Here is a 20589-nt window from a genome sequence, read left to right as displayed (position 1 = left end):
TGCTGAAACACGGATAAATCACTTTCAGGATCACAAAAAATTAATCTGGCCGTATCCCTTGTGGACACTAGGAATAATCGCGTTCAACCGCCTGTCAAGGCCCGCCTGTATTCCTCTTCAGGGTTGTCAGATATTCTGAGTATGCTACGGTATGGCCTGCTTAAAATTCATTAGGAAGTAGTTTTATATTAAATATTTTAACCGGGATTTTATTAGTGCATGGCAATTAAACTCGAAGTAAAAAATCTATATAAGATATTTGGCGACAATCCAGATCGCGCTTTTAAATACATTGAAAAAGGGGAAGGAAAAGACGCCATTCTCGAAAAGACAGGTTTGTCTCTCGGCGTCAAAGATGCCAGTCTGGCCATTGAAGAAGGCGAGATATTTGTCATCATGGGATCATCCGGTTCAGGAAAATCGACCATGGTTCGCCTTCTCAATCGTCTGATAGAGCCGACACGCGGCCAGGTCATCATTGATGGTGTCGATATTGCGAAAATATCTGACAGCGAACTGCGTGAAGTGCGCAGAAATAAAATCAGCATGGTATTCCAGTCATTTGCGTTAATGCCGCACATGAATGTACTCAATAATACTGCCTTTGGCATGGAATTAGCCGGTGTTGACGTGGCTGAACGTCAGGAAAAAGCACTGGATGCCCTGCGTCAGGTCGGGCTGGAAAATTATGCCCAGGCTTACCCTGATGAACTCTCTGGGGGGATGCGACAGCGCGTTGGATTAGCCCGCGCATTAGCCATTAATCCAGATATTTTATTAATGGATGAAGCTTTTTCCGCACTTGATCCGCTTATTCGCACCGAGATGCAGGATGAGCTGGTAAAATTACAGGCTAAACATCAGCGTACCATTGTGTTTATTTCTCACGATCTTGACGAAGCGATGCGTATTGGCGATCGCATTGCCATTATGCAAGGTGGTGAAGTCGTACAGGTGGGCACGCCGGATGAAATTCTCAATAATCCAGCCAATGATTATGTTCGTACTTTCTTCCGCGGTGTGGATATAAGCCATGTCTTTAGCGCCAAAGATATTGCCCGTCGCAGCGCGGGGGCATTAATTCGTAAAGCCGCCGGTTTCGGCCCACGTTCTGCGATTAAATTACTGCAAGATGAAGATCGCGAATATGGTTACGTATTGGAAAAACAGAAGTTTATTGGTGTGGTTTCAACGGATTCACTGAAAGCGGCGTTAGCGGCTGGCGAAGGGCTCGACAGCGCCCTGCTGGATATTCCTGCCGCGGTTCCTGCGGATACCTCGTTAAACGATTTGCTCTCCCACGTCGCACAGGCGCCTTGCGCCGTGCCGGTCGTCGGAGAAGAGAATCAGTACGTCGGTATCATTTCAAAGAGCATGTTATTACGCGCTTTAGATCGTGAAGGAGCCCAGCAATGAGTAAAGATGCAAGCAATCCGTGGGACGCCACTAGCGCGCCTGCACCCACTTCCCCTGCCCCAGCCGATCAAAGCAGCGATCCGTGGTCTGGCGCCGGTAATACGCCTACTGACAGCAGCAATGCAGTCCCCTCCAGCGATGGCGGTGGTGCCGATGCGTGGGGTTCTGCAGGCAGCAGCGGTGGTCACGATGCAGCAGCCAGCAGTGCCGGCAGCAGTGACTGGCTGAGCAGCACGCCCGCACCGCAACCTGAACATTTTAATATGATGGATCCGTTCCATAAAACCTGGATACCGCTCGATCATTGGGTCACGGAGGGAATTGACTGGGTCGTCAATCATTTTCGTCCGCTGTTCCAGGGCATTCGCGTGCCGGTGGACTACATCCTTAGCGCCTTCCAGCAGATGCTGATGGGCATGCCTGCGCCCGTCGCGATAGTGCTGTTTGCTTTGATTGCCTGGCAGATTGCCAGCCCGGCAATGGGCGTTGCGACGCTGATTTCACTGATCCTGATTGGCGCGATTGGCGCATGGTCACAGGCGATGGTGACGCTGGCGCTGGTACTTACCGCCCTGCTGTTTTGTATCGTCATCGGCTTGCCGCTGGGAATTTGGCTAGCCCGTAGCGAGCGTGCGGCGCGTATTATACGCCCGCTGCTGGATGCGATGCAGACCACGCCCGCCTTTGTCTATCTGGTGCCGATTGTGATGCTGTTTGGTATCGGTAACGTGCCTGGCGTAGTGGTGACAATAATCTTCGCCCTGCCTCCGATTGTGCGTCTGACTATCCTTGGCATTAAGCAGGTGCCTGCCGATTTGATCGAAGCGAGTGAATCTTTTGGTGCCAGCCCGCGTCAGATGCTGTTCAAGGTGCAACTGCCGTTGGCGATGCCCACCATTATGGCGGGTGTGAACCAAACGCTGATGCTGGCGCTGTCCATGGTCGTGATCGCTTCCATGATCGCGGTGGGCGGCCTTGGTCAAATGGTCCTGCGCGGCATTGGTCGTCTTGATATGGGCCTTGCTACCGTAGGCGGCGTTGGAATCGTGATTCTCGCCATTATCCTTGATCGCCTGACGCAATCCATGGGCCGTGACAGCCGTAGCCGGGGTAATCGCCACTGGTATCACTCTGGCCCTGTAGGCCTGCTGTTATCCCCTTTCCGTAAGAAATAATTTTTCGGGCGGCTTCTACGTGCCGCCCGTCCCGTAGCGACATCTAAAAATAAGGAATGACTATGCGCAAGACAGCTCCTCTGCTCGCCGCCGTGTTAACGACGTTTGCCGTTTCACATGTCTCCGCTGCCGATCTGCCTGGTAAAGGCATTACGGTCAAACCTATTCAAAGCACCATTTCCGAAGAAACCTTTCAGACGCTGCTGGTCAGCCGCGCGCTGGAGAAACTGGGTTATACCGTTGAGAAGCCGAGTGAAGTCGATTACAACGTCGGCTACACCACTATCGCCGCAGGCGATGGCACATTTATAGCAACCAACTGGAAGCCGTTGCATGACGATATGTATACAGCGGCCGGTGGCGACAATAAATTCTATCGTCAGGGTACGTATGTCAGCGGTGCTGCGCAGGGGTATCTGATTGATAAGAAAACGGCTGAGAAATACCACATCACCAATATTGCCCAGCTGAAAGATCCAAAAATCGCCAAACTGTTCGATACCAATGATGACGGTAAAGCAGACCTGACAGGTTGCACCCCAGGCTGGGGCTGTGAAGCGGTGATTAATCATCAGATTAAAGCGTTTGATCTGAGCAATACCGTTGAGCACAACCAGGGGAATTACTCTGCAATGATTGCAGACACCATTACTCGCTTTAAGCAGGGTAAACCCATTCTGTATTACACCTGGACGCCTTATTGGGTAAGCGATACGCTGAAGCCAGGTCGCGATGTCGTCTGGTTGCAGGTTCCGTTCTCATCGCTGCCAGGTGAGCAGAAAGGTGTCGATACCAAACTGCCAAATGGCGCAAACTACGGCTTCCCGGTCAACACCATGCATATCGTGGCCAATAAAGCCTGGGCTGAGAAAAACCCGGCAGCAGCAAAACTGTTTGCTGAAATGAAGCTGCCTCTCTCTGACATCAATGCAGAGAACGCGGCAATGCATAACGGTCAGTCTTCCGAAGACGCGATTAACGCTCACGTTGATGGCTGGATCAAAGGACATCAGGCTGAATTCGACAAATGGGTAAGCGACGCTCAGGCTGCAGCTAAATAATCGTTAACACACCGATCAAGGGCGGAATTATTTCCGCCCTTTTTTATTGTTGTGTGTCACTGGTATGTCCTGTTAATTAACGCAACATTGAAATAGTTTTTTGAGTTACTATTAATCTAATATGATTATTACTTCCCCTCTCACTCAATGAATACATCGCGCCAGGAGTTAACGCCCGCGTTGGTATTGCTGATGTCGATCGCTACCGGTTTGTCGGTCGCCAGTAATTACTATGTGCAGCCTCTGCTTCATACCATTGCTCAACAATTTAGCCTTTCTGTGAATCTGGCTGGATTTATTGTCACCACAGCCCAACTCGGTTATGCCTGCGGCTTACTGCTGCTGGTGCCTTTAGGCGACATGCTGGAACGGCGAGGGCTGATTGTTAGCATGACCTTACTGGCGGCGGGCGGCATGGTCATCACCGCCCTTTCTTCATCTTTTGTCTTTCTGTTACTCGGCACTATCATTACTGGCCTGTTTTCCGTGGTCGCGCAAATACTGGTGCCGCTGGTTGCTACGCTGGCGGCGCCTGAACGGCGCGGCAAAATTGTTGGCACGGTCATGAGCGGCCTGCTGCTGGGCATTTTGCTGGCGCGCACTGTCGCCGGTTTACTGGCTCAGCTCGGCGGCTGGCGTACCGTTTACTGGACGGCCAGCGTTTTAATGGTGCTGATGGCGCTGGCGTTATGGCGTTTCCTGCCGCGCACGAAGCAATCCGTTCCGCTGAATTATCCCCAGTTGCTGGTATCTATTTTCCGCTTATATGCCGGGAAACGGGTGATTCGCACCCGCGCTTACACCGGTTGCCTCTCCTTCGCCAATTTCAGCGTGATGTGGACTTCCATGGCATTTCTTCTTTCTTCGCCGCCTTACCATTTTTCAGAAGGACAGATAGGTTTGCTTGGCTTGGTCGGCGCGGCGGGAGCCTTAGCGGCACGTCAGGCCGGTTCGCTGGCGGATAAGGGCAAAGCGAAACTCACCACCAGCGGCGGTTTGCTGATTATGCTTGTGTCGTGGGCGGCGATTGCGCTGGGAGCACACAATCTTGCGGCCCTGATTATTGGCATTTTGCTGCTCGATCTGGCCGTGCAGGCGGTACACATCACCAATCAAAGCGTGATTTACGCGCAAAAACCGGAGGCACGTAACCGCCTGAATGCCGGTTATATGACCAGCTATTTTATTGGTGGTGCGTTCGGCTCCCTGCTGTCAGCTAATGCTTATCATCTGGCAGGCTGGTACGGCGTATGCGCAGCGGGTGCGATCATGACATTAATTAACTTATTGATTTGGTGGCGAGGCCACCGTTTCGAGCAGAGTCAGAAAATGTAAAGCCACCGCCAGCGTGCTGATTAAGTCTGGTTACGTTTGGTTGAGTTTGTTATGGTTGTCAGCAGACTTATTAACATTAGTTATTTTTTCCGGTGAAATTATTTCCTTTCACACATTTTTGATGCCGCCTGCTGCCTGCGTTTGCCGCAGCAAGCGAGGGTTTCGCGCCCAGGGTTACGGATTGACCTGGAATCGCCTGACGTTGACAGAGTGATAGTGTGAACAGTCACGAGCGGAAAATCTGCCTACGCTTAACCTGTCACAATGGTTATTATACTAGTTGCAATTAGTGAGGTTTTTTAAATGGAAAGTTCGTTTACTCCCATTGAACAGATGTTAAACATCCGTGCTAACCGCCATAAAGATTTCCCGTTGCAGGAGATCATTCTGACGCGCCTGTGCATGCATATGCAGGGCAAATTGTTAGATAACCGCAACAAGATGCTCAAGGCGGAGGGAATTAACGAAACCTTGTTTATGGCTCTGATTACGCTGGATGCACAGGAAAACCAGAGCATTCAACCCTCTGAGTTGAGTGCAGCGCTGGGTTCATCTCGCACCAATGCAACGCGCATTGCCGATGAGCTGGAGAAACGCGGCTGGATTGAACGCCGTGAAAGCGAGCACGATCGCCGCTGTCTGCATCTACACCTGACCGAAAAAGGTAACGATTTTCTGCGTCAGGTGTTGCCGCCCCAGCATCAGAGTCTGCAATATTTATGGTCCTCTTTGTCAGTGGATGAAAAATCGCAGCTGGAAGGAATAACCCGTAAGTTGCTTAACCGCTTAGATAAAATGGACGAAGAACAACTTATCGCCTCGCTGTCGCGTTAATAGCAAGAAGTGCGACACAATCACCTTTCGAAACCGTTACCTTAATTTCCTTTTTGTCCGGCCAGCGCTCAGTCGCTGGCCTTTTTTGACTCGGGCATTTGCGAGAATGGATCTCCGCACCCCGATAAAATGGAAAACGTGGAGAATGACATGAGTGCAACAGCAGAAGCACAAAGTCCGCAACAGACTGGTAATAAAAAGAAAAAGCGCAAAGGGGTGTTAATTGGGCTGATGGTGATATTCGTGCTGCTCGGTATTGCCTGGCTGGTTTATTGGTTCCTGGTGCTGCGTCATTATCAGGAAACGGATGACGCTTACGTTGCGGGTAATCAGGTGCAGGTCATGGCACAGGTTTCAGGTAGCGTAAACAAGGTGTGGTTCGATGACACTGATTTCGTCAAAAAAGGCGATGTGCTGGTTTCACTGGACAAAACCGATGCCGAGCAAGCATTTGAGAAAGCGCAAACCGCATTAGCCACCAGCGTGCGTCAAACACATCAGCTTATGATTAACGGTAAGCAATATCAGGCCAGTATTAAACTGCAGCAAACCGCACTGGAACAGGCAGAGGCCGATCTGAAACGCCGTGAGCCGCTAGGTGCCTCTAACCTGATTGGTCGTGAAGAACTGCAACATTCGCGTGACGCAGTGGCTACGGCCAAAGCTCAGCTTGATGTAGCCGAACAGCAATACAATGCTAATCAGGCAATGATTCTGAAGACCTCGCTGGAAAATCAGCCGGCGGTAAAACAGAGCGCTGCGGAATTGCGTGATGCCTGGCTGGCACTGCAACGCACTGATATTCGTAGCCCAATGGAGGGTTATGTTTCTCGCCGTAGCGTGCAGGTTGGCTCGCAGATCGACACCAGTACGCCGCTGATGGCGATAGTGCCTGCAACTCACTTGTGGGTAGACGCCAATTTTAAAGAAACGCAGCTGGCAGGCGTGCGCATCGGCCAACCCGCAACGGTAGTGGCGGATATTTACGGTGACGATGTGGTTTATCACGGCAAAGTGGTTGGCCTTGATATGAATACCGGCAGCGCCTTCTCTCTGCTGCCTGCGCAAAATGCGACCGGGAACTGGATCAAAGGGGTTCAGCGCCTGCCGGTGCGTATTGAACTGGAGCAGCAAGACATTGCTCAACATCCGCTGCGTATTGGCCTTTCAACCTTAGTGAAAATCGATACCAGCGTCGCAGACGGCAGTGCTCTGGCTACCAGCGTGCGTCAGCAGGCGGCTTATAGCAGCAATGCGCTGGCGATTGATCTTACGCCGGTTAATCAGCTGATCACCGATATTGTCCGCGCCAACGCCGGATAAAGGAGCGAAGGCTGTAATGGCACACAAACCGCTTGAAGGGATGCCGCTGGTCTTAATGACCGTCGCATTATCACTGGCGACGTTCATGCAGGTTCTGGACTCGACCATTGCTAACGTGGCAATTCCCACTATCGCCGGTAATCTCGGCGCATCGAACTCGCAAGGCACCTGGGTTATTACCTCATTCGGGGTGGCGAACGCCATTTCGATTCCGATCACCGGCTGGCTGGCAAAACGCATTGGTGAAGTCAAACTGTTTACCTGGGCGACGATTCTGTTTGCTATCGCCTCTTGGGCGTGCGGCATGTCCAAAAGCCTGGAAATGCTTATTTTCTTTCGCGTTATCCAGGGCATTGTTGCAGGTCCGCTGATCCCGCTGTCACAAAGTTTGCTGCTGAGCAATTATCCTCCGGCAAAGCGTAGCGTTGCCTTGTCGCTGTGGGCGATGACCGTGATCGTTGCGCCTATTTGCGGCCCGATACTCGGTGGCTGGATCAGTGATAACTATCACTGGGGCTGGATTTTCTTCATCAACGTGCCTATTGGCGCCGTGGTCGTGATGCTGACGCTACAAACCTTGCGTGGCCGCGAGACCAAAACAGAAATCCGTCCCATCGACATCGTCGGACTGGTGCTGCTGGTGGTGGGTATCGGCTGTTTGCAGGTCATGCTTGACCGCGGCAAAGAGCTGGACTGGTTTAGCTCGACGGAAATTATCGTCCTGACTATCATCGCGGTGGTTGCGGTGGCGATATTGCTGGTATGGGAGCTAACCGATGACCATCCGATAGTCGATCTGTCGCTGTTTAAATCGCGTAACTTTACGATTGGCTGCCTGTCGATTAGCCTGGCCTATATGCTCTACTTTGGCTCTATTGTCTTATTGCCGCAGCTCTTGCAGGAAGTCTACGGCTACACGGCAACCTGGGCGGGGCTGGCATCGGCGCCGGTCGGGATACTTCCGGTTATTCTGTCGCCCATTATTGGCCGCTTCGCCAATAAGCTGGATATGCGCCATCTGGTCACGTTCAGTTTTATTATGTATGCCGTCTGTTTTTACTGGCGCGCTTACACCTTTGAGCCTGGCATGGATTTCGGCGCGTCGGCATGGCCGCAATTTATTCAGGGCTTCGCGGTGGCATGTTTCTTTATGCCGCTGACTACCATTACCTTGTCAGGTCTGACACCGGACAGGCTGGCGGCGGCATCAAGCTTATCCAATTTTGTGCGAACGCTGGCTGGCTCCATTGGCACCTCGATCACCACTACGATGTGGACCGATCGCGAATCAATGCATCACAGCTATTTGTCGGAATCGGTGACGCCCTATAGTACCAATTCACAGCAAATGTACACTCAGCTGGAAGGGATGGGTATGACGCATCAACAAGCGTCGGCCTATATTGCACAGCAGATTACTAATCAGGGATTGATCATCTCGGCTAATGAGATCTTTTGGGCCTCGGCGGGGGTATTTTTGGTCTTGCTGGTGCTGATCTGGTTCGCCCGCCCGCCATTTGGTGCGGGCGGCGGCGGTGGTGCGCACTAAATATAAAAGCGAAACGGGCCATTCAGGCCCGTTTTTTATGCATTCTGACGCCACCATTCGGCGAGCAATACGCCGGTAGCAACCGAAACATTGAGGCTTTCCACGTTGCCCGTTCCACCAATCGAGACGCTCATATCGCCCTGCTGGAAAGTGCTATCAGACAGACCTTCGCGCTCCTGACCTAACACCAGCACCATTTTGGTGGGCAGTTTTGCTTTCGCCAGTGGCGAACCTTCATGGCTTGAAGTGGTGACAATGGTATAACCGGCTTTGCGGAATGCTTCGAGCCCCTCGTTGAAAGAGTAAGCACTGATAGCCTGCACGTGCTCAGCCCCGCCTTCAGCGGTACGTACAGCAGCACCTGATTCCAGCAGCGACGCGTCATTCACCAGCAACCCTTTTACGCCAAAGTGGGCGCAGCTACGCATAATGCCGCCGAGGTTGTGCGGATTGCTGACATCTTCCAGCGCTAATACACAATCTCTCGCGTCGGCCTGATGTAGCCATTCTGAAACCGCCATACCCATGCGCTTTTTGATCAGGAAACAGACGCCGCCATGATGCTCCGTACCCGAGGCTTTGGTGATCTCTGCATCATCTACCACATGGTAGGCTTTGCGGTTTGCCGCCAGCCAGCGCAGCGCTTCACGGAAGCGCGGCGTTACGCTCTGAATAAACCATGCGCGCACAATCGCATCCGGGCGGCTCTGAAACAGCGCCTGGCAGGCATTTTCACCGTAAACGCGGGTCTCTTCTAAACGCTGGCGGCGAATCTGTGCCGGATCAACGAAGCTTTTGCCGCTGATACCGCCGTGATCGGGCTTGTTATCATCCGCTTCAACTGGCGGACGCGAAACGGTACGCCATGGTGAATCGCTGTTACCGCCTGATTTGCGGCTGTCATCAAAGCGCTCATTACGACGGCCACCTTCGTCATTACGATCGCTGCGACGACCCGCATTGCGAGTTTCTTCATTACGCTCAGTGCGAGGGCCAGAAGTACGACGATTATCTTGCTGGCGGGCAGCGGGACGGCCACCTTTGCCGGTACGAGGGTTTGGCGCACGCGCACTTTTATCATCCTCGCCACGCACATACATCACTTTGACCTTACCGCTTTTGCCTTTAAATTCGTCGTTCATTTCTTCCTCCTGCATTGAGAGCGCGAAGATTACCTGATGTGCAAGCGCTTAGCTATCAACTATTGAACCTATTGGGAAATCCAAATTGAGCGGTATTGCTCCCTCTTTCATAATGGACAATATTTACCAGACTGACATGTTTCAACATCAGAGGTTCCTATGAATACGGTATGCGCTTCCTGTCAGGCAACTAATCGCGTTCCACAAGAACGACTTGCCGACGGAGCAAAATGTGGCCGTTGTGGCAATGAGCTGTTTAACGGCGAAGTGATCAGTGCCACCGCAGCGACCCTGGACAAATATCTGCAGGACGATTTGCCAGTAGTTGTGGATTTTTGGGCGCCGTGGTGCGGTCCTTGCGTAAACTTCGCGCCGGTCTTTAAAGAGATTGCTGGCGAACGCAGCGGCCAGGTACGCTTTATTAAAGTGAATACTGAAGCCGAACCGTCTTTAAGCACACGCTTTCGCATTCGCAGCATTCCAACCATTATGCTGTTCAGGAACGGCGAAATGGTCGATATGCTGAACGGTGCGATGCCGAAAGCACCCTTTAACGAGTGGCTTGACGAGTCGCTCTAATGCTTTAAGGCCAGCCACGCTGGCCTTTTCCTTTTTTCTGCGCTTCGATTACACTGTCGTTTTCCCTGCTCCGAAAAATCATGTCTGAAAATGCCGTCTTGCGTCTGCGCGCGCACCGCCTGGCTCGTGCCACACGCCCTTTTCTTGCCCGCGGTAACCGCGTGTTGCGCTGTCAGGGATGTTTACTGCCTGAAAAGCTTTGCCTGTGCGCCTCCATTGAGCCGCAATCAGCACGTAGCCGTTTTTGCCTGGTGATGTTTGATACAGAACCGATGAAACCCAGTAATACTGGACGCCTGATTGCCGATATTCTGCCGGAAACTCAGGCATTCGGCTGGTCAAGAACCGAACCGGATGCTTTGTTATTGCAGGCCGTCGCCCCCCCTGATTATTAGCCGCTGGTGGTGTTTCCTGCCAGCTACGCCGAGCCGGACCGCGAGGTGATAACTGCGCCGCCACTTAGCGGTAAACCGCCGTTGTTTATTATGCTGGATGGAACCTGGAGCGAGGCTCGTAAGATGTTTCGCAAAAGCCCGTGGCTGGATGCGTTGCCAGTGATGTCGCTGAATGTTAATACGCCCTCGCGCTATAGCCTGCGTGAGGCACATGGCGAAGGTCAGCACTGTACCGCTGAAGTGGCGGCGGCGTTATTAGAGCAAGCTGGCGATCATCAGGCAGCAGAGGCGCTGCTTAATCACTTCGAAAAATTCCGCGCCGCTTACCTGGCGGGCAAACCGCATCATCCCTGCCATCAAACAGAAAGTTGATTGTGTTACGCAGCCTGCGATCTGCCAGGCGGCAAGCTGACTAAAAAGCGTTTACACTCACGCAAAACCTCAGCTCTGGAGAGCACGATGAGCCAACGCGGACTGGAAGCACTGTTACGACCTAAATCGATTGCGGTGATTGGCGCCTCAGTAAAGCCCGGACGTGCCGGGTATATTATGCTGCGCAACTTACTCGCGGGCGGCTTCAGCGGCCCGGTGTTGCCGGTCACACCAAAATACAAAGCGGTCAGCGGCGTTCTCGCCTGGCCCACTATCGCAAGTTTGCCTTTCGCCCCCGATCTTGCGGTAATCTGCACCCATGCCCGGCGCAATCTGGCGCTGCTGCAACAGCTCGGTGAAAAAGGCTGCAAAGCCTGCATTATTCTCTCCGCGCCAGCCAGCCAGCAGGCAGAACTCAAGGCTTGCGCCAGCCGTTGGCAGATCCGTCTGCTGGGTCCAAATAGCTTAGGCCTGCTGGCGCCCTGGCAAGGGCTGAACGCCAGCTTCTCGCCAGTGCCAATCGGGAAAGGCCGCATCGCGTTTATTTCGCAGTCTGCAGCCGTCTCCAATACCATTCTGGACTGGGCGCAACAGCGTAACCTGGGATTCTCATGGTTTATCGCTTTAGGCGACAGCCTGGATACCGACGTTGACGATCTGCTCGATTTTCTTGCGCGCGACGGTAAAACCAGCGCCATTTTGCTTTATCTTGAACATCTCAGCGATGCGCGTCGCTTCGTCTCGGCTTCACGCAGCGCGTCGCGTAACAAACCCATTTTGGTGATCAAAAGCGGTCGCAGCCATCAGGCGCAAGCCTTACTTGGTACGCACAGTGGTCTGGATGCAGCCTGGGATGCAGCGATTCAACGCGCCGGGTTGTTGCGCGTGCAGGACACGCATGAGCTATTTACGGCCGTAGAATCATTGAGCCATATGCGCCCGCTGCGTGGGGAGCGGTTAATGATTGTCAGCAATGGCGCGGCACCGGCTGCGCTGGCGCTTGATGAACTGTATGCGCGCAATGGCAAGCTGGCGACCCTCAGCGTAGAACCCCTGGCGCAGCTGGCAGAAGTGCTGCCAGAAGGCACGGGGCACGGTAATCCGCTCGACTTAAAAGATGATGCGACGCCGGAACGTTACGTAGCCTGCATTAATATTCTGCTGAATAGTCATGAAATGGATGCGTTGATGATTATTCACGCTCCCAGCGCGGTCGCACCCGCCACGGAATCGGCGGAGCGATTGATTAGCGCGATTGCGCAGCATCCCCGTGGTAAGTTGGTTACGCTGTTAACCAACTGGAGCGGCGAGTTTTCATCACTGGCCGCCCGCCGTGCTTTTACGCAGGCAGGCATTCCAACCTGGCGCACCCCGGAAGGTACGGTAACGGCGTTTATGCATCAGGTTGAATATCGTCGTAACCAAAAGCAACTGCGCGAAACGCCTGCCTTGCCCGCCAGCCTGACGCAAGATACTGAGCAAGCGCATCTGCTGTTATCACAGGCGCTGGAAAAGGGCATTACGTCGCTGGATACACATGAAGTGCATCCGATACTGGAAGCCTATGGTTTAGCAACATTGCCAACATGGATTGCCAGCGATAGCGCCGCGGCAGTCGTCATTGCCGAACAAATTGGCTATCCAGTGGCGCTGAAGCTGCGTTCGCCAGACATTACCCATAAATCAGATGTACAAGGCGTAATGCTCTACTTACGTAACGCCACAGAAGTGCAAGCCGCAGCGGATGCTATTTTTGATCGCGTGAAACAAAACGTCCCACAGGCGAGCATCGAAGGTTTACTGGTACAAAGCATGGCGAACCGCGCGGGAGCACAAGAGTTACGTATAGTGGTGGAACATGACCCGCTTTTCGGTCCCGTTATTATGCTGGGAGAAGGTGGCGTTGAATGGCAAGCGGATAAACAAGCCACCGTCGCGCTGCCACCGTTAAATATGACGCTGGCACGTTATCAGGTTATTCAGGCGATTAAAAATGGCAAATTACGCAGCCGTAGCGCCCTGAATCCTCTTGATATTGCGGGCTTGAGCCAGCTACTGGTGCAGGTATCCAACCTGGTGGTGGATTGCCCGGAAATTCAACGGCTCGACATCCATCCGTTACTGGCATCCGGCCATGATTTCACTCTACTCGACGTCACGCTTAATCTTGCGCCTTTCAGCGGCGATAACGAAGCACGACTGGCGATTCGGCCTTATCCACAACATCTCGAGGAACAGGTTGAGCTGAAAGATGGTCAGGCTTGCCTGTTTCGGCCAATTTTGCCTGAAGATGAACCGCTGCTGCGTGAATTTATTAGTCAGGTTACAAAGGAGGATCTTTATTACCGGTATTTCAGCGAGATCAATGAATTCACTCACGAGGATCTCGCCAATATGACTCAAATTGATTATGACCGGGAAATGGCCATTATTGCGTTACGGCAACATCACGGACAGCCTGAAATCATTGGTGTCACGCGGGCTATTTCAGACGCGGATAATATTGATGCGGAGTTTTCGGTGCTGGTTCGTTCCGATCTGAAAGGCCTGGGAATGGGACGACGTTTGCTGGAAAAGATGATTCGCTATACTCGCGATCATGGCCTGCAACAATTGAACGGTATCACTATGCCACATAATCGCGGCATGATTACCCTGGCGAGGAAATTGGGTTTTCATGTTGATATTCAACTGGATGAAGGTATTGTCAGCCTGAAATTGTCGCTACAGGATGGCATCAGCTAACCTTGTAGAGAAAGGTAAAAATCACCCGGATCGGCGTGGTTGATGTTATTATGTATCGTTATGACCATGATTTGATGGCAAAAGGCCATGCAATAAACAGAGAAGAAGTGCACTGCGATGTTGTCTAAATTTAAACGCAATAAACACCAACAACACCTCGCACAGCTGCCGAAACTGTCACAATCCGTTTCGGATATGTCGACCCTTTACTCGCCTGCCGAATTCCGCCAGTCGCTACTGGAAATGATCGCGACAGCACATTCCCGCATTTGTATCGTTGCGCTCTATCTGGAAAATGATGATGGCGGTCGCGCCATTATGGATGCATTGTATGCAGCGAAACAAGCACGCCCACAATTAACTATTAGCATCCTGGTTGACTGGCATCGTGCACAGCGTGGGCGGATTGGTGCAGCGCGTGGACTGACTAATGCTGACTGGTATTGCGAAATGGCTACACAGCATGCGGACATTGCTATTCCGGTTTATGGCATTCCGGTGAATACCCGTGAGGCGCTGGGCGTACTGCATCTGAAAGGCTTTATTATTGATGATACGTTGCTTTATAGCGGTGCCAGCCTGAACGATGTTTATCTGCATCAGCATGATAAATACCGCTACGATCGCTATCAGGTGATTCGTAATCCAGCGCTGGCCGACACCTTGTATGAATGGATAAACGTCCATTTAAAACAGGCGGAAGCAGTAAATCGTCTGGATTATGCCGAACGCCCTTCCAGCCCGGAAATTAAAAATGAAACGCGACAGTTCCGCCAGGATCTGCGGGGTTTTAACTACCAGTTTGAAGGTAACGGTCACAATGAAGAGTTAACTGTGACGCCGCTGGTTGGCCTTGGCAAACGCAGTCTGTTAAACAAAACCATCTTTCATTTAATGCCGTGTGCCGAACAAAAGCTGACTATCTGCACGCCTTACTTTAACCTGCCGGCAATTTTGGTGCGCAATATCATTCATCTGCTGCGTCAGGGAAGGCAGGTTGAGATCATCGTAGGTGATAAAACGGCTAATGATTTTTATATCCCGCAAGATCAGCCATTCAAGATTATCGGCGCTCTGCCCTATCTCTACGAAATTAATCTACGCCGTTTTTTGAGCCGTCTGCAATATTACGTCAGTAATGATCAGTTAGTGGTGCGCTTGTGGAAGGATGGTGAAAACAGTTATCACCTGAAAGGCATATGGGTGGACGATGAATGGCAGCTCATTACCGGCAATAACCTTAACCCACGCGCCTGGCGACTCGATCTCGAAAATGCGGTTCTGATTCATGATCCTTTGCAACAACTTGCAGAGCAACGTGAAAAAGAGCTCGCGCTGATTCGTCAACATACAACCATTGTGAAGCATTTTCGCGAGCTGGAGAGTATTGCTGATTACCCCGCCAAGGTACGTAAACTTATTCGTCGCCTTCGCCGCATTCGTATTGATCGCCTGATTAGTCGTATTCTTTGATTCAAGCCCACTGTGGGCTTTTTCAGGAAAATGTATGCGTATTTTGTTATTAACTGTGTTGCTTTGTAGCGGCTGCGCACATGTCGCTGATGACCGCTGGACAGGTCAGGATAAAGCTGAACACTTTTTTGCTTCCGCCGCTTTAGCAGCGGCTGGCAGTGAATATGGCGATCGTCAGCACCTTTCTGCTCGTCAAAGCAGCAGTGTTGGCATGATGTTTTCTCTGAGTTTCGGCGTCGGCAAAGAGTGGTTTGACAGCCGCGCCAATGGCAGCGGCTGGAGTTGGAAGGACTTAGCCTGGGATGTCGCAGGCGCGACAGGCGGCATCGCCTTATGGAATCTGAGCCAGTAATATCAGAGTTGCATCCCTTTACCGCGTTTGTGAAGCATTAAAGCCACCAAAAACGCCAGCGCGCCCATCGCCGAAACATACCAAAAGAAAGTGGTTTCAATCCCCTGTTGTTTCATCAATAGCGCCACGTATTCTGCTGAGCCACCAAAAATGGCATTCGCAACCGCGTAAGATAGTCCTACGCCTAATGCTCTGACCTGTGAGGGAAACATCTCAGCTTTGAGGATGCCGCTGATAGCGGTATAAAAGCTGGTGATAAATAAGGCCAGCATGATAAGCAGAAAAGCGATCCACGGGCTTTGCACATTTTGCAGTAGCGTCAGGACCGGAACAGTGCAAATCGCCGCGCCCGCGCCAAAAATCATCATTGAGCCACGTCGACCAATTTTGTCCGACAAAGCGCCAATAACGGGCTGTAGCAGCATAAAGACCAGCAAGGCGCCCGTCATTAAACCGCTGGCCGTTTTCGCATCCATACCTGCCGTGTTCACCAGATATTTTTGCATATAGGTAGTGAAAGTATAGAAACTGAGTGAGCCGCCAGCGGTAAAACCTAACACCATCAGAAAGGCTCGGGTGTGATTACGTAGCAAGCCACGAACGCTCCCCGCGTCTCTGTGTTCCCGGCTTTGTTTATCTGAAGTTTCGTCAAGCGATCGACGCAGCCATAACGCAATAATGGCTAATGCAGCCCCAAAGAAGAATGGAATTCGCCACCCCCAGCTGTGTAGTTGCTCATCGCTCAGAACAAACTGCAATACGACTACTGTCAGCACCGCCATCAGTTGCCCCCCGATCAGCGTGACGTACTGAAAGGAGGCGTAAAAGCCTTTACGTCCTTCGAGCGCGACTTCGCTCATATAAGTTGCGCTGGTGCCATATTCTCCACCAACCGATAATCCCTGAAACATACGCGCCAGTAACAAAATGGCTGGGGCAGCAATACCAATGCTTTCGTAACCCGGCAAACATGCAATAACCAGCGAGCCAAAGCACATCATGCATACAGAGGTGAGCATCGATTTTTTCCGTCCATGGCGATCGGCGATATAACCAAATAGCCATCCCCCGATTGGGCGCATCAAAAAACCCGCAGCAAATACGCCCGCCGTTTGCAGCAACTGTGTGGTGGTATCGCCTTTGGGGAAGAAAATGTGCGCGAAATACAAAGAGAAGAAGGAATATACGTAAAAATCAAACCACTCAACTAAGTTGCCTGATGAGGCAGCAACAATGGCCCAAATGCGTTTTTTAGTAGAAGCAGGATGCGGATTTTCGCCGCTTTGGCTTTTAATTGTGTCTGTCATGCTTTGCCTCTTTTCCTTACTGATAAGCAGCGTCAAGGAATTGAGTAGAGCATTTGTTAAGGGTGACCGGAAAGAAAATTAGCTCTCATATTTCAAATTGTGACATGACCGGTTATTTGCTTGTAATACATGCAATTTATAGCAAATTAAAAACCTTACTTTCGCGCAATTGTATTTTGCAGGAAACCGACAGAGCTGGCTTTTATCGCGTTAAAACGGTCCGGGAACCGGACGTAAAAAAGCCCTTTGCATATGCAAAGGGCTTTCTCTTATTTGATGCCTGGCAGTTCCCTACTCTCGCATGGGGAGACCCCACACTACCATCGGCGCTACGGCGTTTCACTTCTGAGTTCGGCATGGGATCAGGTGGGACCACCGCGCTACGGCCGCCAGGCAAATTCTGTTTTATTCACGCCGTCACCCTCAGGCAACCACGTGAACCAGTCCGTGAACCAAGCTGAAAACCGGGTCTCTCTAAAACGCCTCTGGCGTTGTAAGGTTAAGCCTCACGGGTCATTAGTACCGGTCAGCTCAACGCATCGCTGCGCTTACACATCCGGCCTATCAACGTCGTCGTCTTCAACGTCCCTTCAGGACCCTTAAAGGGTCAGGGAAAACTCATCTCGGGGCAAGTTTCGTGCTTAGATGCTTTCAGCACTTATCTTTTCCGCACTTAGCTACCGGGCAGTGCCACTGGCGTGACAACCCGGACACCAGCGGTGCGTTCACTCCGGTCCTCTCGTACTAGGAGCAACCCCCCTCAGTTTTCCAGCGCCCACGGCAGATAGGGACCGAACTGTCTCACGACGTTCTAAACCCAGCTCGCGTACCACTTTAAACGGCGAACAGCCGTACCCTTGGGACCTACTTCAGCCCCAGGATGTGATGAGCCGACATCGAGGTGCCAAACACCGCCGTCGATATGAACTCTTGGGCGGTATCAGCCTGTTATCCCCGGAGTACCTTTTATCCGTTGAGCGATGGCCCTTCCATTCAGAACCACCGGATCACTATGACCTGCTTTCGCACCTGCTCGCGCCGTCACGCTCGCAGTCAAGCCAGCTTATGCCATTGCACTAACCTCACGATGTCCGACCGTGATTAGCTGACCTTCGTGCTCCTCCGTTACGCTTTAGGAGGAGACCGCCCCAGTCAAACTACCCACCAGACACTGTCCGCAGCCCGGATCACGGGCCTACGTTAGAACATCAAACATTAAAGGGTGGTATTTCAAGGATGGCTCCACGCAGACTGGCGTCCACGCTTCAAAGCCTCCCACCTATCCTACACATCAAGGCTCAAGGTTCAGTGTCAAGCTGTAGTAAAGGTTCACGGGGTCTTTCCGTCTTGCCGCGGGTACACTGCATCTTCACAGCGAGTTCAATTTCACTGAGTCCCGGGTGGAGACAGCCTGGCCATCATTACGCCATTCGTGCAGGTCGGAACTTACCCGACAAGGAATTTCGCTACCTTAGGACCGTTATAGTTACGGCCGCCGTTTACCGGGGCTTCAATCAGGAGCTTCTCTTGCGATAACCCCATCAGTTAACCTTCCGGCACCGGGCAGGCGTCACACCGTATACGTCCACTTTCGTGTTTGCACAGTGCTGTGTTTTTAATAAACAGTTGCAGCCAGCTGGTATCTTCGACTGGCTTCAGCTCCGGGAGCATGTCCCTTCACCTACGCGCCAGCGTGCCTTCTCCCGAAGTTACGGCACCATTTTGCCTAGTTCCTTCACCCGGGTTCTCTCAAGCGCCTGGGTATTCTCTACCTGACCACCTGTGTCGGTTTGGGGTACGATTTCGTGTTACCTGGAGCTTAGAGGCTTTTCCTGGAAGCAGGGCATCTGTCACTTCAGCACCGTAGTGCCTCGTCATCACGCCTCAGCGTAGAGTGTGCCGGATTTGCCTGGCACACACGCCTACACGCTTAAACCGGGACAACCGTCGCCCGGCTGACACAGCCTTCTCCGTCCCCCCTTCGCAGTAACACCAAGTACAGGAATATTAACCTGTTTCCCATCGACTACGCCTTTCGGCCTCGCCTTAGGGGTCGACTCACCCTGCTCCGATTAACGTTGAACAGGAACCCTTGGTCTTCCGGCGAGCGGGCTTTTCACCCGCTTTATCGTTACTTATGTCAGCATTCGCACTTCTGATACCTCCAGCAGACCTCACAGTCCGCCTTCGACGGCTTACAGAACGCTCCCCTACCCAGCGGCGCTTACGCGCCGCTGCCGCAGCTTCGGTGCATGGTTTAGCCCCGTTACATCTTCCGCGCAGGCCGACTCGACCAGTGAGCTATTACGCTTTCTTTAAATGATGGCTGCTTCTAAGCCAACATCCTGGCTGTCTGGGCCTTCCCACATCGTTTCCCACTTAACCATGACTTTGGGACCTTAGCTGGCGGTCTGGGTTGTTTCCCTCTTCACGACGGACGTTAGCACCCGCCGTGTGTCTCCCGTGATAACATTCTCCGGTATTCGTAGTTTGCATCGGGTTGGTAAGCCGGGATGGCCCCCTAGCCGAAACAGTGCTCTACCCCCGGAGATGAATTCACGAGGCGCTACCTAAATAGCTTTCGGGGAGAACCAGCTATCTCCCGGTTTGATTGGCCTTTCACCCCCAGCCACAGGTCATCCGCTAATTTTTCAACATTAGTCGGTTCGGTCCTCCAGTTAGTGTTACCCAACCTTCAACCTGCCCATGGCTAGATCACCGGGTTTCGGGTCTATACCCTGCAACTTGTCGCCCGGTTAAGACTCGGTTTCCCTGCGGCTCCCCTATACGGTTAACCTTGCTACAGAATATAAGTCGCTGACCCATTATACAAAAGGTACGCAGTCACACCACGAAGGTGCTCCCACTGCTTGTACGTACACGGTTTCAGGTTCTGTTTCACTCCCCTCGCCGGGGTTCTTTTCGCCTTTCCCTCACGGTACTGGTTCACTATCGGTCAGTCAGGAGTATTTAGCCTTGGAGGATGGTCCCCCCGTCTTCAGACAGGATATCACGTGTCCCGCCTTACTCATCGAGCTCACAGCCTGTGTGTCTTCGTGTACGGGACTGTCACCCTGTACCGTGCGCCTTTCCAGACGCTTCCACTGACACACACGCTGATTCAGACTCTGGGCTCCTCCCCGTTCGCTCGCCGCTACTGGGGGAATCTCGGTTGATTTCTTTTCCTCGGGGTACTTAGATGTTTCAGTTCCCCCGGTTCGCCTCGTAACACTATGTATTCATGTTACGATGATGCACGGAGTGCACCGGGTTTCCCCATTCGGACATCGCCGGCTGTAGCGGTTCATATCACCTTACCGGCGCTTTACGCAGATTAGCACGTCCTTCATCGCCTCTGACTGCCAGGGCATCCACCGTGTACGCTTGGTCGCTTAACCTCACAACCCACAGGCGTTTTACGCATGCAGACTGCAAAGCTGAGACCCGGACACACCGTTAATTTCATTCTTATTACGGAGAATGAACACGGCGTGTCGTTTCAATTTTCAGCTTGTTCCGGATTGTTAAAGA

At 52.2% G+C, this 20589-nt stretch carries 13 protein-coding genes, 2 rRNA genes and 1 pseudogene; 12 read left to right on the top strand and 4 right to left on the bottom strand.

The window, feature by feature from the left end:
- Positions 1-219: 219 nt before the first annotated feature.
- The 7 genes from proV (at position 220) to emrB (ending at position 8693) form a co-directional block, all read left to right on the top strand.
- The gene (proV, locus tag H2P46_RS07575) at positions 220-1416 is read left to right on the top strand and encodes a glycine betaine/L-proline ABC transporter ATP-binding protein ProV (protein ID WP_193404537.1); all 1197 of its coding nucleotides are present in this window, start codon (positions 220-222) and stop codon (positions 1414-1416) included.
- Positions 1413-2591 (top strand): glycine betaine/L-proline ABC transporter permease ProW, encoded by a 1179-nt coding sequence (gene proW / locus H2P46_RS07570; RefSeq protein WP_193404536.1) that lies wholly within the window; start codon positions 1413-1415, stop codon positions 2589-2591. The genes proV and proW overlap by 4 nt, the downstream gene beginning before the upstream one ends.
- Before the next feature lie 62 nt (positions 2592-2653).
- Positions 2654-3652, top strand: a complete 999-nt coding sequence (gene proX, locus H2P46_RS07565) for a glycine betaine/L-proline ABC transporter substrate-binding protein ProX (protein WP_193404535.1) — start codon at positions 2654-2656, stop codon at positions 3650-3652.
- Positions 3653-3799: 147 nt separating this feature from the next.
- Positions 3800-4987 carry an MFS transporter gene (locus tag H2P46_RS07560; RefSeq protein ID WP_193404534.1) on the top strand — a complete coding sequence of 396 codons (1188 nt, stop codon included), beginning with the start codon at positions 3800-3802 and terminating at the stop codon, positions 4985-4987.
- 303 nt (positions 4988-5290) lie between these two features.
- Positions 5291-5821 (top strand): transcriptional repressor MprA, encoded by a 531-nt coding sequence (mprA, locus tag H2P46_RS07555; RefSeq protein ID WP_193404533.1) that lies wholly within the window; start codon positions 5291-5293, stop codon positions 5819-5821.
- Positions 5822-5971: 150 nt separating this feature from the next.
- A complete protein-coding gene (gene emrA, locus H2P46_RS07550; RefSeq protein ID WP_193404532.1) occupies positions 5972-7144 on the top strand; it encodes a multidrug efflux MFS transporter periplasmic adaptor subunit EmrA in 1173 nt (390 codons plus the stop codon).
- Between the two features lie 16 nt (positions 7145-7160).
- Positions 7161-8693, top strand: coding sequence for a multidrug efflux MFS transporter permease subunit EmrB (gene emrB, locus H2P46_RS07545; protein ID WP_193404531.1), 1533 nt, complete (start codon positions 7161-7163; stop codon positions 8691-8693).
- 35 nt (positions 8694-8728) lie between these two features.
- Here emrB and H2P46_RS07540 read toward each other — a convergent pair whose 3' ends face one another.
- Positions 8729-9835, bottom strand: coding sequence for a tRNA/rRNA methyltransferase (locus H2P46_RS07540; RefSeq protein ID WP_193404530.1), 1107 nt, complete (start codon positions 9833-9835; stop codon positions 8729-8731).
- Between the two features lie 159 nt (positions 9836-9994).
- Between H2P46_RS07540 and trxC the strand changes: the two genes are divergently transcribed.
- The 5 genes and pseudogenes from trxC to H2P46_RS07515 all read left to right on the top strand — a co-directional run bounded on the left by trxC (position 9995) and on the right by H2P46_RS07515 (position 15751).
- The gene (gene trxC / locus H2P46_RS07535; RefSeq protein WP_193404529.1) at positions 9995-10414 is read left to right on the top strand and encodes a thioredoxin TrxC; all 420 of its coding nucleotides are present in this window, start codon (positions 9995-9997) and stop codon (positions 10412-10414) included.
- Positions 10415-10494: 80 nt separating this feature from the next.
- Positions 10495-11181, top strand: a pseudogene (locus H2P46_RS07530) (tRNA-uridine aminocarboxypropyltransferase).
- An 87-nt stretch (positions 11182-11268) separates the two neighbouring features.
- Positions 11269-13926: a bifunctional acetate--CoA ligase family protein/GNAT family N-acetyltransferase gene (locus H2P46_RS07525; protein ID WP_193404528.1), complete on the top strand. Its 2658-nt coding sequence runs from the start codon at positions 11269-11271 to the stop codon at positions 13924-13926.
- Between the two features lie 117 nt (positions 13927-14043).
- Complete coding sequence (gene pssA, locus H2P46_RS07520) at positions 14044-15399, top strand: CDP-diacylglycerol--serine O-phosphatidyltransferase (protein WP_193404527.1); 1356 nt, start codon at positions 14044-14046, stop codon at positions 15397-15399.
- 34 nt (positions 15400-15433) lie between these two features.
- Positions 15434-15751 carry a YfiM family lipoprotein gene (locus H2P46_RS07515; RefSeq protein ID WP_193404526.1) on the top strand — a complete coding sequence of 106 codons (318 nt, stop codon included), beginning with the start codon at positions 15434-15436 and terminating at the stop codon, positions 15749-15751.
- A gap of 2 nt (positions 15752-15753) precedes the next feature.
- Here the strand turns inward: H2P46_RS07515 and H2P46_RS07510 are convergent, their stop codons facing one another.
- The 3 genes from H2P46_RS07510 to H2P46_RS07500 form a co-directional block, all read right to left on the bottom strand.
- On the bottom strand, positions 15754-17058 hold the full coding sequence (locus H2P46_RS07510; protein ID WP_193404525.1) for an MFS family transporter: 1305 nt from the start codon (positions 17056-17058) through the stop codon (positions 15754-15756).
- A 278-nt stretch (positions 17059-17336) separates the two neighbouring features.
- Positions 17337-17452, bottom strand: a 5S ribosomal RNA gene (rrf, locus tag H2P46_RS07505).
- A 101-nt stretch (positions 17453-17553) separates the two neighbouring features.
- Positions 17554-20456 (bottom strand): 23S ribosomal RNA (locus H2P46_RS07500).
- Positions 20457-20589: the final 133 nt, after the last annotated feature.

The organism is Mixta mediterraneensis (assembly GCF_014946725.1).
GTDB lineage: Bacteria > Pseudomonadota > Gammaproteobacteria > Enterobacterales > Enterobacteriaceae > Pantoea > Pantoea mediterraneensis.
This window is presented reverse-complemented; position numbering and strand designations above follow the sequence as displayed.

Excerpts from the sequence above, each read along its gene's own strand:
- H2P46_RS07560 (WP_193404534.1), top strand. The coding sequence starts at position 3,800 with ATGAATACATCGCGCCAGGAGTTAACGCCCGCGTTGGTATTGCTGATG.
- H2P46_RS07540 (WP_193404530.1), bottom strand. The coding sequence starts at position 9,835 with ATGAACGACGAATTTAAAGGCAAAAGCGGTAAGGTCAAAGTGATGTAT.
- proX (WP_193404535.1), top strand. The coding sequence starts at position 2,654 with ATGCGCAAGACAGCTCCTCTGCTCGCCGCCGTGTTAACGACGTTTGCC.
- H2P46_RS07525 (WP_193404528.1), top strand. The coding sequence starts at position 11,269 with ATGAGCCAACGCGGACTGGAAGCACTGTTACGACCTAAATCGATTGCG.
- trxC (WP_193404529.1), top strand. The coding sequence starts at position 9,995 with ATGAATACGGTATGCGCTTCCTGTCAGGCAACTAATCGCGTTCCACAA.
- H2P46_RS07510 (WP_193404525.1), bottom strand. The coding sequence starts at position 17,058 with ATGACAGACACAATTAAAAGCCAAAGCGGCGAAAATCCGCATCCTGCT.
- proW (WP_193404536.1), top strand. The coding sequence starts at position 1,413 with ATGAGTAAAGATGCAAGCAATCCGTGGGACGCCACTAGCGCGCCTGCA.
- pssA (WP_193404527.1), top strand. The coding sequence starts at position 14,044 with ATGTTGTCTAAATTTAAACGCAATAAACACCAACAACACCTCGCACAG.
- emrB (WP_193404531.1), top strand. The coding sequence starts at position 7,161 with ATGGCACACAAACCGCTTGAAGGGATGCCGCTGGTCTTAATGACCGTC.
- H2P46_RS07515 (WP_193404526.1), top strand. The coding sequence starts at position 15,434 with ATGCGTATTTTGTTATTAACTGTGTTGCTTTGTAGCGGCTGCGCACAT.
- mprA (WP_193404533.1), top strand. The coding sequence starts at position 5,291 with ATGGAAAGTTCGTTTACTCCCATTGAACAGATGTTAAACATCCGTGCT.
- proV (WP_193404537.1), top strand. The coding sequence starts at position 220 with ATGGCAATTAAACTCGAAGTAAAAAATCTATATAAGATATTTGGCGAC.
- emrA (WP_193404532.1), top strand. The coding sequence starts at position 5,972 with ATGAGTGCAACAGCAGAAGCACAAAGTCCGCAACAGACTGGTAATAAA.